The sequence below is a fragment of the Planococcus soli genome, from assembly GCF_016881065.1.
Lineage (GTDB): Bacteria > Bacillota > Bacilli > Bacillales_A > Planococcaceae > Planococcus > Planococcus soli.
Genome location: NZ_WXYN01000011.1, coordinates 139,246 through 152,364, shown reverse-complemented (window position 1 = coordinate 152,364; position 13,119 = coordinate 139,246). Strand labels below are relative to the sequence as shown.

At 43.5% G+C, this 13,119-nt stretch carries 14 protein-coding genes and 1 riboswitch; of the genes, 1 reads left to right on the top strand and 13 read right to left on the bottom strand.

Going from position 1 to position 13,119, the window contains the following annotated elements:
* Positions 1-33: 33 nt before the first annotated feature.
* Positions 34-214, bottom strand: a riboswitch (Lysine riboswitch).
* Positions 215-285: 71 nt separating this feature from the next.
* The 3 genes from GJB59_RS05270 to GJB59_RS05260 are packed head-to-tail and all read right to left on the bottom strand — an operon-like array spanning position 286 to position 3,329.
* Positions 286-1,629, bottom strand: a complete 1,344-nt coding sequence (locus GJB59_RS05270) for a bifunctional metallophosphatase/5'-nucleotidase (protein ID WP_142828941.1) — start codon at positions 1,627-1,629, stop codon at positions 286-288.
* Positions 1,630-1,641: 12 nt separating this feature from the next.
* On the bottom strand, positions 1,642-2,469 hold the full coding sequence (locus GJB59_RS05265) for a sulfite exporter TauE/SafE family protein (RefSeq protein ID WP_142828940.1): 828 nt from the start codon (positions 2,467-2,469) through the stop codon (positions 1,642-1,644).
* Positions 2,469-3,329 carry a DUF72 domain-containing protein gene (locus GJB59_RS05260; protein ID WP_142828939.1) on the bottom strand — a complete coding sequence of 287 codons (861 nt, stop codon included), beginning with the start codon at positions 3,327-3,329 and terminating at the stop codon, positions 2,469-2,471. The genes GJB59_RS05265 and GJB59_RS05260 overlap by 1 nt, the downstream gene beginning before the upstream one ends.
* A 187-nt stretch (positions 3,330-3,516) precedes the next feature.
* On the opposite strand from GJB59_RS05260, the gene GJB59_RS05255 reads away from it, so the two are divergent.
* Positions 3,517-3,951 carry a DNA alkylation repair protein gene (locus GJB59_RS05255; protein ID WP_236015424.1) on the top strand — a complete coding sequence of 145 codons (435 nt, stop codon included), beginning with the start codon at positions 3,517-3,519 and terminating at the stop codon, positions 3,949-3,951.
* A gap of 67 nt (positions 3,952-4,018) precedes the next feature.
* Here the strand turns inward: GJB59_RS05255 and GJB59_RS05250 are convergent, their stop codons facing one another.
* From GJB59_RS05250 to GJB59_RS05205, 10 genes are all read right to left on the bottom strand, one after another.
* Positions 4,019-4,207: a hypothetical protein gene (locus GJB59_RS05250; protein ID WP_142828938.1), complete on the bottom strand. Its 189-nt coding sequence runs from the start codon at positions 4,205-4,207 to the stop codon at positions 4,019-4,021.
* Between the two features lie 189 nt (positions 4,208-4,396).
* Complete coding sequence (gene sufB / locus GJB59_RS05245; RefSeq protein WP_142828937.1) at positions 4,397-5,794, bottom strand: Fe-S cluster assembly protein SufB; 1,398 nt, start codon at positions 5,792-5,794, stop codon at positions 4,397-4,399.
* 20 nt (positions 5,795-5,814) lie between these two features.
* Complete coding sequence (sufU, locus tag GJB59_RS05240; RefSeq protein ID WP_142828936.1) at positions 5,815-6,255, bottom strand: Fe-S cluster assembly sulfur transfer protein SufU; 441 nt, start codon at positions 6,253-6,255, stop codon at positions 5,815-5,817.
* On the bottom strand, positions 6,245-7,474 hold the full coding sequence (locus tag GJB59_RS05235) for a cysteine desulfurase (protein ID WP_142828935.1): 1,230 nt from the start codon (positions 7,472-7,474) through the stop codon (positions 6,245-6,247). Before GJB59_RS05235 ends, sufU begins: the two co-directional genes overlap by 11 nt.
* Positions 7,474-8,778 carry a Fe-S cluster assembly protein SufD gene (sufD, locus tag GJB59_RS05230; RefSeq protein WP_142828933.1) on the bottom strand — a complete coding sequence of 435 codons (1,305 nt, stop codon included), beginning with the start codon at positions 8,776-8,778 and terminating at the stop codon, positions 7,474-7,476. Before sufD ends, GJB59_RS05235 begins: the two co-directional genes overlap by 1 nt.
* Before the next feature lie 18 nt (positions 8,779-8,796).
* Positions 8,797-9,579, bottom strand: a complete 783-nt coding sequence (sufC, locus tag GJB59_RS05225) for a Fe-S cluster assembly ATPase SufC (protein ID WP_185960089.1) — start codon at positions 9,577-9,579, stop codon at positions 8,797-8,799.
* Positions 9,580-9,840: 261 nt separating this feature from the next.
* Positions 9,841-9,996, bottom strand: coding sequence for a YuzK family famiily protein (locus GJB59_RS05220; protein WP_185960086.1), 156 nt, complete (start codon positions 9,994-9,996; stop codon positions 9,841-9,843).
* 339 nt (positions 9,997-10,335) lie between these two features.
* The gene (locus tag GJB59_RS05215) at positions 10,336-10,860 is read right to left on the bottom strand and encodes a hypothetical protein (protein WP_142828929.1); all 525 of its coding nucleotides are present in this window, start codon (positions 10,858-10,860) and stop codon (positions 10,336-10,338) included.
* 99 nt (positions 10,861-10,959) lie between these two features.
* Complete coding sequence (locus tag GJB59_RS05210) at positions 10,960-12,132, bottom strand: dicarboxylate/amino acid:cation symporter (protein ID WP_142828927.1); 1,173 nt, start codon at positions 12,130-12,132, stop codon at positions 10,960-10,962.
* Positions 12,133-12,289: 157 nt separating this feature from the next.
* Entirely contained in the window at positions 12,290-13,102 is an 813-nt protein-coding gene (locus GJB59_RS05205; protein ID WP_142828925.1) for a MetQ/NlpA family ABC transporter substrate-binding protein, read from the bottom strand.
* Between the last annotated feature and the right edge of the window lie 17 nt (positions 13,103-13,119).

The window sequence follows — 13,119 nt, the reverse complement described above, 5'->3', positions numbered from 1 at the left end:
TTCTACAATTCGTCTGTGCGTTAAAACGTCAAACAACCCTGTAGCTCTCCATTCAAGCCTCAGCCTGAATGACAGTGACATTCTTTTTCAGAATGACCCCAACCCATTTCCTGTGACCCAGAAAACGGATTTCGGCAAAACTTCCTTTCAGATGCGTTCAACGCGGTCAAACTCGCGCATCCTACTGATCAGTCCTGCAGCCTCTACCCACCATTATTTATTTCATTGTTAGCATAGCCCAAAATCCAAACAAAATCAAATGCCTATTTACTCTGAACATTCCTTCTATTTCAAGGCTTTGCTGTGAAAATATTGGCTGAATACATCCCGTAAAAACTCCGGCATAAAGTAAGTTTTGGCAGCCCGTTTCAAGCTCGGGAAAAAATAGCCGAACGTCAGCATATCCAGTGTAATCAACCGGTAAGTTTGATCATGCACCGCCAATTGTCCATTGATATAAAACCGGTGGTCGATGATCTCCATGTTAAAATGAAGCATTTTCCCGAACACAACACCCCGGAACCCCATGCCTTTTAATTCAAGCTGCGGCCATTCGGAGTTCAAGGACTGCAAGTAAATCTCTTTCAACTCTGCTCCGCTTAATTCAACGAGGCAGGGGTTGATCGGGTGAGGCAGCATCTTGTGAAAATCATAGCGAGTCAAGTCGCCTTTCGGCATATCTTCCATGAAAATCCCGGCATTGAACAAGGCACAGTCAGCTTCTGAAAATTCAAGCATTGCGCGTCCAAACAAAGTTCCAAGCTCCGAATCTTTAAACCATTCCGCTTTCAAAGTTTTCGTGCTGTGAAACACCAGTTCTCCCAACTGCTTTTTCCCCTGCTCCACCAAAAATTCATCAAATCCATCTTCCGTTTCTTGAAGACGGGAAGTCTCGATAAGCCGTGCCGAAGATTTTTCAAAGCTGCTCTCCACTGCAATATGCCCAATATAAAACCCAAACTTGCCGGCAGCTCCCAACAGCGTATCCCCTTGCCACTTTCCTTCGTGGAATATGTGGTGGGTGTGGGCTCCCAAAATAATATTGATGTTCGGACAAAGATCCACCAATAGCTCGTCTTCTTTGATGCCCAGATGCGACAGACACACGATCAGGTCTGTCTCACCCCTTATTTCTTCTACTGCTTGGATAATCGACTCTTTTGCATCCGTTACCTGCCACCCCAGTTTCCGGTAAAACGGAGTAAATTCTGCTGTCGCTCCCACCAGTCCAATGCGCACTCCATTTTTTGCCTGGATTATATGATGAGGCTTAGCCCAAATTGGCCGATTGCCTTCCAAGTCGAATAAATTCGATACCACCACTTCAAAATCAGCTTGGACATACAAGTCATTCAATTCTTCTTTTGACAGTGTAATCCCTTCATTATTGCCGATTGTCACAGCGTCGTATTCCGCTTCGTTCAACAACTGGACATTGCCTTTTCCGGCTGTGCCTTCTGTAAAGGGATGCGAACGGTCTGCATGGTCGCCGACATCCAAAATCAGGCAGATATCGCCTTCTTCTTCATGCCATCTTTTGCGCTCAGCTAAAAAAGACTTGATGCGCGGCCAGTTCGCGAAATGGCTATGCAAATCATTGGTATGATATATATGAATAGTTTGGTTCATGATAACACCTCTTTAAGAACTGAATATTCCTTCGTAAATTGATCGCATCCCCAAAACCAGGAGTACAATCCGCAAAATTACCACTAGCATTTCCGAATCGAGGCGTTTGTTTAAGTTGGCGCCGATCTTTGCACCGATGTAAGCACCCGGAACTACTGCAATCGTATAAATCCATGGCACATGACCCAGTGAAATATGAGTAACCGAGTTGACAAGTGCCGACAAAAAAACCATGAACATCGAAGTGCCGACCGCCACGTGAGGCGGAAATAAAAATAACAGGATCATAGCTGGCACAATAATCGATCCGCCGCCTATGCCAAAAAGCCCCGAAGCAAAACCCACAAAAAATGTCAGCAGCAAAGCGAAACAAATGGGATAGCCGTAAATATATTGTTTTCCCTGTGCATCCGTAAATGTCGTTTTGCGTCCGTTATTGACAAACCAAAAGACAGCTTTTAGATGATCACGCATCATCAACAGCAAGGACAGCAAAACGAGAAGAATGCCGAAATACAGATTGAAAGTGGGCAAGTCGAGGGTTTTATTGACGAAAGCGCCGATGACCGTTCCTGGTGCACTGCCCGCAAAGAAAATGAGTCCACTTTTATAATCCACTGTCCGAACTTTCATATAGGCCAAAGTAGAAGACAGTCCTGTGAAAATCATCATTACAACAGACAAGCCGACAATTTTTTGTGGGGATAGTTCAGGAAAAAAAGCGAAGCTGGTGCCAAGAAACAACAAGGCCGGCACCAATATAACTCCCCCGCCCAGCCCTATCAAAGCGCCAACAACGCCGGAAACTACTCCGACAAGCGCCATGATCAAGAAAACCATTAAAATCCTCCTTCAAACAAATCCATCTGTTTTGGAGAAAGTCCATCAAACGATAATCCGTTCATTTTTTGAAACTCTTTGGCATTTCCTGCTGCATGGCCGCCTGAATTATTATTAAAGATAACATAGACATTCTCTGTAGTGTCGGCCAATGCCTCGACTGCGCGGCTGATTTCCTCAATCTCTTCTTTGTTGTAATCATAAAGATAGCGAACTTCCCGCCAGTTCTGTCCGTGTCCCGGGTTCAACCAGCCATGGACGTTGCGCCCGTGAATCCGCAGCAGCACTTTATCTTTTCTTGAAGAAATTGGAACCATGGGAATTGAGCCGTCGCCAGCCTGCGGTTCGTCACAAACGGAATGGATCAGATTGTTGTCCCGCAGGAAATCCAATGTTTTTTCGCTCATCCCATTGGCATACCAGGACTGATGGCGAAACTCTATCGCTAAATCGAATTCTGTCAGGCGCCCGGTAATTTCCCTAAGTTGGTCGACATTATCCTTCTGGCAGTCAAACCATGGCGGAAACTGCAGCAGTACCATTGCAAGCTTGCCTTCTTCTTTCAACGGACGGACAGATTTGCAGAATGCTTCAAACATATCATCACGCGACTCAAATGGATTTTCTCCACGCTGATGGCCAGTCATCCCTTGATAGGCTTTTACCACAAACTGAAAATTTTCGGGTGTTTCGGCAATCCACTTCCGGATATTCCGTTCAGGCTGAACCGCGTAAAACGAGGAATCCAGCTCGACAATCGGAAAATGAGCGCCATAATCAATCAACTTCTCTGTCTTTTTTGAGCCTGGGCTATAGACATCCGGATGGTCTCCCCAACCCGTCAATCCTACATAAATCATCATCCCGCCTCCAATTATCGTTATTATTTTATGATAGCATAGAAAAAATAGAACGTCTTTTTTAAAGAGAAATCCTTTAAAGCAACTGATATTTTATAGATGAAATATTTTTAAAGGGACACTGCTTCTCCGTCTGGCCTTTTTGGACTGAGCTACACTTTTATAAAAACGTAAGGAGATGCAATGATTGGGGGAGAAATGGGATCATAAAGGAGTCGCCGAGAAATTCGAGGCGAACCGCAATGATGACTTGGCTATTCCAATGATCGCTTATATGCACAACCAGTTTGACTTTCTGGGCTTTAAACCCCCTTTGCGGAAAGCGTTTCTGAGGGAGCAATTTCTGAAGTACCAACAGCCAGACCCAGAGGAAATATCAGAGGAGGTATGGAAACTGTATAACTTGATGGAACGGGAATACCAATATGCGGCAATTGCTTTGTTGGAAAAAATGAAAAAGCAGTTAACCATAGAGGACTTGCCTTTTCTCCAAGAACTCATTGAAAGCAAGTCCTGGTGGGACAACGTTGATTCTAACGCTCCCCGAACACTTGGCCATGTCATTGGACCGGACGGCGGGTATGGCTGCCATACGACAGGCGCTGAAAAGTATCAAAAATAGCCTTTAGCATACGATATGTATGCTAAAGGCTATTTCACTTACACTCTTGAATTTTTATTTCAACAGTTTAAAATATTCCGCCAAGCCCTTTGCCGCCGCCAATGACGGATTTCGCTGATTCCATCAATTCTTTCTTTTCAGTTGCGTCAATTTCTCCATCCTCGTGGGCTTGTTTGGCTTGTTCCATAACTTCTTTGGCTTGCCCTAAGTCTGCGTTGCTGAGCTTTTCTTTTAAAGCATCGAATTTTTGACTCATTTCCGGCATACCTCCTTGAATTTTATGTTCCTAATTCCTTTACCCTTTTCATGAATAATAAAACTGCATGGATCTCCAAATGATCTTAACTGAAAAACTGTAGCGGCTCATGTTTCCGAATTAAGCAAAATTCACAAAAACAGCCCTTGGCATGAGAATATACACGCCAAGGGCTGTTTCCTGATTTTATTACCCGATAGAGCCTTCCATTTCGAACTTGATCAAACGGTTCATTTCCACCGCATATTCCATTGGAAGTTCTTTCGTGAATGGCTCGATAAAGCCCATTACGATCATTTCTGTTGCTTCCTGTTCTGAAACGCCGCGGCTCATCAAGTAGAACAATTGCTCTTCAGATACTTTTGAAACTTTCGCTTCGTGTTCCAAAGAAACGTTATCGTTTAAGATTTCGTTGTATGGAATTGTATCTGAAGTTGATTGATTGTCCATGATCAGCGTGTCACATTCGATGTTTGAACGTGCGCCATCCGCTTTGCGTCCAAAATGAACCATCCCGCGGTATGAAACTTTACCGCCTTGCTTCGAAATGGATTTCGAAACAATGGATGAAGATGTGTTTGGAGCCAAGTGAATCATTTTCGCTCCTGCATCCTGGTGTTGGCCTTTGCCGGCAATTGCGATTGACAGGGTCATACCGCGAGCGCCTTCACCTTTCAAGTAAACAGCTGGGTATTTCATTGTCACTTTTGAACCAATGTTGCCATCGATCCATTCCATTGTGCCGTTAGCATCAACAAATGCACGCTTCGTCACAAGGTTAAAGACATTATTTGCCCAGTTTTGAATTGTTGTGTAGCGGCAATAAGCATCTTTTTTCACGATGATTTCCACCACAGCTGAGTGAAGTGAATTCGTCGTGTAAACAGGAGCTGTACAGCCTTCTACATAGTGGACGCTTGCGCCTTCATCAACAATGATGAGAGTACGCTCAAACTGGCCCATGTTCTCTGAGTTGATGCGGAAGTAAGCCTGAAGCGGAGATTCCACTTTGATGCCTTTAGGCACATAGATGAATGATCCACCAGACCAAACCGCTGTGTTCAACGCAGCGAACTTATTATCAGCTGCCGGAATAACCGACTGCCAATATTCCTTGAAAAGGTCTTCGTTTTCACGAAGGGCAGCACCCGTATCTTTAAAGACAATTCCCATGTCTTCCAATTCGACTTTCATGTTGTGGTAAACCACTTCAGATTCGTATTGAGCCGATACGCCAGCCAAATACTTTTGCTCTGCTTCTGGAATCCCCAATTTGTCGAATGTGCGTTTGATTTCTTCAGGAACTTCATCCCATGAAGTTTGGCTCGCTTCCGATGGTTTTACGTAATACGTAATTTCATCAAAGTTTAACGAACTTAAATCGCCGCCCCATTGTGGCATCGGCATTGAATAAAACAATTTCAATGCTTTCAGACGGGAATTCAACATCCATTCCGGTTCTTCTTTAATTTTCGAGATTTCTCTTACAATTCCTTCAGTCAGGCCACGTTTTGATCTGAATACTGAAACATCCTTGTCGTGGAACCCATATTTATAATCACCGATTTCTGGCATTTGTTTCGCCATCGTCGTTCCTCCGTTCTCTATTACGATTTTTCTTCGTTTTGCACGCCTTTTTCCATGGCTTTCCATGCTAAAGTCGCACATTTGATACGGGCTGGAAACTGAGAGACGCCTTGTAATGCTTCAATATCGCCAAGGTCGATCGAATCATCGTACTCCTTGCCGAGCATCATATCTGAAAAGATGCCGGAAAGTTTTAATGCCGTATCAATTTCCTGTCCCTTGACAGCTTGCGTCATCATAGATGCGGAAGCCATTGAAATCGAACATCCTTCACCGTCAAACTTCGCATCTTTGACAATGCCGTCCTCGACCTGCAAAGTCAAGTGGATGCGGTCTCCGCAGGTCGGGTTGTTCATCTCAATATTGACGCTGTTATCTTCAATCGTCCCTTTGTTGCGGGGCGTTTTATAATGATCCATAATAACACGGCGGTATAATTGGTCTAAGTTATTAGAAGACATCGTTGAAATACTCCTTTGCCGAACGCAGACCTTCTACCAAGCGGTCAACATCTGACTCGCCATTGTATAAGTAGAAGCTCGCGCGTGCTGTAGCTGTAACTTCCAGCCATTTCATCAAAGGCTGAGCGCAGTGATGGCCGGCACGCACCGCAATGCCGCTCATATCAAGAACGGTTGCGACATCGTGCGGATGAACATCGTTCAAGTTGAACGTGACAATTCCAGCCCGCTGCTGCGGGTCAGCCGGACCGTAAATTTCCAGTCCTTCAATGCTGCTCATTTTTTCCATCGCATAAGCAGCCATTTGATGTTCGTGCTTTTCAATTTCATTTAAACCGATTTCGTTCAGGAAATCTATAGCTGCACCCAATCCCACGGCGCCTGCAATAATCGGTGTACCGCCTTCGAATTTCCAAGGCAGCTCTTTCCAGGTTGAATCGTATAATCCGACAAAGTCGATCATCTCTCCGCCAAACTCTACCGGTTCCATATTGTTCAATAATTCCTTTTTTCCATAAAGTACGCCGATCCCAGTAGGACCACACATTTTGTGTCCGGAAAAGGCGAAGAAATCACAGTTAAGCTGCTGAACATCTATTTTCAGGTGGGGCGCTGCCTGTGCACCGTCCACCACCATAACCGCTCCATTTTCATGGGCGATCTGTGCAACTTCCTTTACCGGGTTCATCGTGCCAAGAACGTTTGAGACATAGACCATTGAAACGATTTTTGTCCGTTCCGTTACTGCCGCTCGAACTTGCTCCAAAGAAATCGTTCCATCTTCTTCCAGTTCCACATATTTCAAAATGGCGCCGCGTTCTTTCGCTAATTGCTGCCATGGAATAATATTGGAATGGTGTTCCATATAGGTAATGACAATTTCGTCTCCTTCATCCACATTGGCTCTGCCATAGCTTTGCGCAACGAGGTTGATAGCAGTTGTTGTTCCCCGCAGGAAGATCGTTTCTTCGGTTGAATTGGCGTTAATGAATTTCCGGACTTTCTCACGTGCGCCTTCGTATTTTTCAGTTGCACGGTTGCCGAGCGTATGAACGCCACGGTGCACATTGGAATTGTCCAACTTATAATAATTCGATAACGCTTCAATTACCTGAACTGGTTTTTGTGAAGTTGCAGCGCTGTCCAGATAAACAAGCGGATGACCGTTTATTTCTTGGTTGAGAATCGGAAAATAGCTTTTTACTTCTTGGTTGATCATTAGCGGACTTTCCTTTCGATAACCTCCGTCAATTGCTTTTTAACGCCTTCGATTGGCAATACACGAACGACCGGTGCCAAGAAACCGTGAATAACAAGACGTTCAGCTTCCTGTTTTGTGATGCCGCGGCTCATCAAATAGTACAATTGAAGCGGATCTACGCGTCCGACTGAAGCAGCATGTCCCGCTGTTACATCATCTTCGTCGATCAAAAGAATCGGGTTGGCGTCTCCGCGGGCTTTTTCACTTAGCATTAAAACACGTGATTCCTGAACAGCGTTTGATCTTGTTGCACCGTGTTCGATTTTGCCGATGCCGTTAAAGATGGCTGAGGCTGAATCTTTCATCACACCGTGTTTCAAGATAAACCCTTCGGAATCTTTGCCCCAATGAACAACTTGAGTCGTAAAGTTTTGTTTTTGCGACCCGCGTCCTACTACAACGCTTTTCGTATCGCCATAAGAATTATCGCCGATCAGATTTGTCGTGTTTTCGGAAATCGTGTCGCTATCGTTCATCATACCCAATGCCCATTCAATACGCGCATCACGAGCTGCTCTACCGCGACGGTTTACATACGTAATAAAGCCTTCTGCCAATGTATCTACTGCGCCATACGTAATTTGTGCATTGTCTTCAGCAAATACCTCGGAAACAATATTAGCCAATCCATTTGCATGTGGGACAGTTGAGAAATAGTTTTCGACATAAGTCACTTTACTGCTCGTATCCGCAACCACGATTACATGGTTGAACAACGAAGCTTCAGCGTCATCATGATAAAAAACCACTTGCACAGGTTCTTCCACTACAACATTTTTTGGAACATAAAGGAATGCGCCGCCGTTCATCAACGCCGCATTCAACGCTGTCAATTTATGCTCATCTGTTTTTACGCCGTTTGTCATAAAGTATTTTTTGACCAAATCGCCGTGTTCACGAAGAGCAGTGAAAATATCCGTCAAAATAACGCCTTGAGCTGCAAGTTCCTCGGAAACGCGTGAAAATGCAGGAGTGTTATTGTGCTGGATATAAAGGTTTTTTTGCTCTAAATCCACGATGGACTTAATGTCTTCAGTCAAATCTTCAATAGAATCGAAGACTGAACTTTGTACTGTGTGCACTGGAAATTCAGTAAAATTCCAGCTAAGAATTTTGGTTTTGTCTGGTTTTGGCAGCGGCAAAGTTTGCGCTTCACCAAACGAACGAAGACGAAGCTCAGTAAACCATGAAGGTTCACCATTCATTTCTGAAAAAGAGCGCACGTCCTGCTCGGTCATTTTTGAATTTGTTTCAACCGTCATGCTAGTCTCTCCCTTCAATTATGCTTGTCCTACAGTCTCGTCCTCAATGCCAAGTTCCACTTTGATCCAGTCATAGCCTTCAGATTCAAGTTTGTGGGAAAGTTCTTCTCCACCTGATTTTACAACGCGTCCCTGCATCATGACATGTACATGGTCCGGCGTAATATAGTTCAGCAAACGCTGGTAATGAGTAATGATCAGGCAACCGAAGTTTTCGCTTCTCATTTGGTTGATGCCTTCTGAAACAACTTTCAATGCATCGATATCCAATCCGGAGTCAATTTCATCCAGGATGGCGATTTTCGGTTGGATCATCATCAACTGAAGGATTTCGTTGCGTTTCTTTTCTCCGCCTGAAAAACCTTCGTTCAAGTAACGCTGTGCCATTTCTTGCTCCATATCAAGCACTTCCATCTTTTTATCCAATTCGCGGATGAATTTCATCAAAGAAATTTCATCGCCTTCTTCGCGGCGTGCATTCATCGCAGAACGCATAAAGTCAGCATTGGTTACGCCAGAAATTTCGCTTGGGTATTGCATACCAAGGAAAAGGCCAGCACGTGCGCGTTCGTCAACTTCCATTTCCAGAACGTCTTCGCCGTCCAAAGTAATAGAGCCTTGCGTGACTTCATATTTAGGATGGCCCATGATAGCTGAAGCCAAAGTAGATTTTCCAGTACCGTTAGGCCCCATGATTGCATGTATTTCACCTGTATTAATTGTTAAGTCTACACCCTTTAAAATCTCTTTGTCTTCGATTTTAACGTGTAAATCTTTAATGACCAAAGTTGACATGTAAATACCTCCATAAAGTTGATGTTGAATGGCAAACCATTCTTAATTAGTATCATTCTAATCTTAACCCATATCCATCCTACTGGCAAATCATTAAACTGTCTTTAAAGCTGCAGCAAATCATTTTAGAATACTGCATTTCTCAGTTGTTTCCAAAAGTGCGGCATGATAACTGTCATGGTTTTATATTTTCAATAAATGATCTCTAATTGAGAAACTGTATCAATAAAAAACCAGCATCCGAGGATGCTGGTTTGCTTTTATATGTTAGTCTCGATGAATCTGCCGTTCGATTTGGCTGGCTACTTTTTGGCCTAGCTGATAATCCTGTTCACGGCGCTGTTCGACTTCAAGTATTTTGTCAGGGTCATTTTGATACTCGTCAATCCCGAAACCATGTGCGTTTCTGAATGCTTGTTCCATTTTCTCCGTCTTTTCAATTCCGTTCGATTCGATATTGAACCATTCCTTTCAATCTTTGGGTTTTGAAGTTTACATCACTATTATACCCCACGTAATATCAAATAAACATACAAATTGTCTAATTAGTCTGAAAATAGAACTATCGACTTATGCTTCTGCTTGACATGCTTAAACCTGTATTTGCTGCAGATATTGGCCTGCTGTCTTTTTTTTCAAACCAGCTCCGCCATTGCTGCTTTTCTAAATTGCTCCTTTTGAACCTAGTGTAAGCTTATCTATCGGTTCAATCCCTATAAAATTACAAACCCCTGACAATTGCTTGTCAGGGGTTCGCTTTATTTATTGTGATACTTCATTGTAAATACTTGATTCAGCCAAATCTTGCTCTACAAGCAACTCGTTCAACATTGTATCTGCTTCTCCGAATTTTTCGATAGCTGCTTCAAATGATGCATCTTTCGTCAATTCTTCAACTTTCATTTCATAGGATTCCTGCATTGCAGCAAATGCTGATTCGATCGTTTCCTGCTGTTCTTCCAATGCTCCTGGAATTTCTATGGAATCAATAGCGCCTGCTGCTTCTTCAGCAGAAGCAATTGCTGCATCTTTCATCGCCTGCAGTTCATCGCCTTCTGGCAATGTATCTTCGGCCTGGTTCATCTCAAATGCATTCAAGTCACCATCAACTGCATTGATCGTATTTGGAATAGACATATAAAACTTCATCAATTCCTGTTTAACTTCTTTGCTGTCATCCGAACCTTCAGAACCTGCTGTTGCTTCCGCTGGCTCCGCTGCTTCTTCTTCTCCGCAGGCAGTCAATAAAAATGCCGCTGATAAACCAATCGCCCATAATTTCTTCATGATGTTTCCCCCTATTGTGTAATATCTTCGCTATAATAGCACAGAAATTACCAATAGAATAGACCTTTTGAAATAGCCATAATTGGTCGAATCATCCAATTATTCCAAACTTTTTCGGCCATTGGTGAAACGGTCGACAATATGCGCTAAAGCACCATCTCCGGTTACGTTTGCGGCAGTACCAAAACTGTCCTGTGCCATATAAAGAGCAATCATCAAGGCAACCATCGTGGCATCAAATCCAAGCATGACTTCCAGCAACCCGATAGCTGCCATAACGGCGCCGCCCGGAACTCCTGGTGCTGCAATCATCGTCACACCCAACATTAAGATGAAGGGGAAGAAACTGCCGAATGTCGGTACTCCGCCTGTCAGCAACATAACACCAATGGCACATGAGACTAGCGTAATCGTGCTGCCGGATAAATGGATTGTTGCAAACAATGGAACTGTGAAGTCTGCTACCCGCTCATTGGCCCCGGATTTGCGCGCTTGGCGCAATGTGACCGGGATAGTTGCTGCAGAAGATTGAGTCCCAAGTGCAGTGAAATAAGCCGGCATCATAGTTTTCAGGATTGCCAAAGGATTTGTCCCTTTCAAAGCCCCAGCTGCTGAGTATTGCAGCAACAGCATGGTCCAGTGAAGAATGATGATGATCACAAATACGATAGCAAATAATGATAAAATCTCAAACACTGCTCCGCCATAAGCCATATTGGCAAAAATACCAAAGATGTGGAATGGCAGAAGAGGAATGATGACGTAGGAAATTGTTTTTTCGATAATCGCCTGGAACTCATCAAAGAATGAAGCCATCGTTTTGCTCCCTGTCGATGCCATCCCAATACCCAGCAAGAAAGCCAAGATCAGTGCAGACATTACGCCAAGAACAGGCGGCATATCTAGCGCGATAAAAGTCGCTGCCAAAGCATTTTCCGGATCTTCCATACTGCTTAAAGAGCCTTCAGTCATGACATTAGGCAGTACCGCCATTGCAACGAAGAAAGCTAACGTCCCTGCGGCAATTGTAGAAGCATAAGCGACTCCAGTTGCCATTCCTAACAGCTTGCCAGATCCTTTTCCTAATTTTGCAATTCCCGGAGCAATAAATCCGAGAATGATCAGTGGTACGACGAAGTTTAAGAAATTACCGAAGAGCGATGTAAACGTCGCAAACACCCGCACCAAACCTTCTGGTGCAATCAATCCAATTAGCACCCCTAAAATAATTGCCACAATAATACGCGGCAGCAAACCAAAATTGAATTTCATGAACATGTCCCCCTCATATGTACAAATGCTTGTTTTATATTATTCAAAAGTAGCACAGACCTTCTTAGAATGTAAGGTATATAAGAAAACACGCAATATTTTTATTATTTGAACAAAATAAAAAAGCATCCACGGGGGATGCTTTTATCATATTGGATTATTCAACTGGTACGACAGAGCCGCCCCATTCTTCCAGGATAAAGTCTTTGATTTCCTGAGATTTCAACACTTCTACTAATGCAGTGATGTTTTCGTTTTCTTCATCACCTGCACGCACAGTAATAATATTTACATATGGCGAATCAGAAGATTCTATTGCAATTGAATCTTCTAGAGGGCTGATGCCAGCATCAATTGCATAGTTGGAGTTGATCAAGACTGCATCTCCTTCACCCGATTCATACAGTTGAACAAGTAAAGCTGCTTCATAGTCTGGCTCAAGCTGTAAATTTTTCGGATTTTCAACAATATCACTCACTTCAGCCGATGTTTTATCCACACCTTCTGCCAATGTGATTAAGCCTTCTACCTCAAGCAGCGATAAAATACGACCCTGCTCCGATACCGAGTTGCTCATCAAAATGGTTGCATCTTGTGGTAGTTCATCAAGAGAAGCATATTTTTGTGAATAAACACCGATTGGTTCAATATGAATCCCTCCAGCATTTTCAAACTCATAACCATTATCAGCTATTTGAGTCTCTAAGTAAGGCACCGTTTGGAAATAGTTGGCATCAATTTCACCAGACTCTAAATCTTTATTTGGCAGGATATAATCCTGATACGTTTCGATTTCTAAGTCAATTCCTTGTTCTTCAAGCATAGGCTTCACTTTTTCTAAAATTTCAGCGTGAGGCACGTTAGAAGCTCCTACGCGTAATGTTGCAGATTCTTCTTCGCTCGCTCCACCGTTTCCGCATCCTGCTAATACTAATGCTGTTAACGCTGTTCCTACTACAAATTTCTTCATCTTAATCTCTCCCTTTA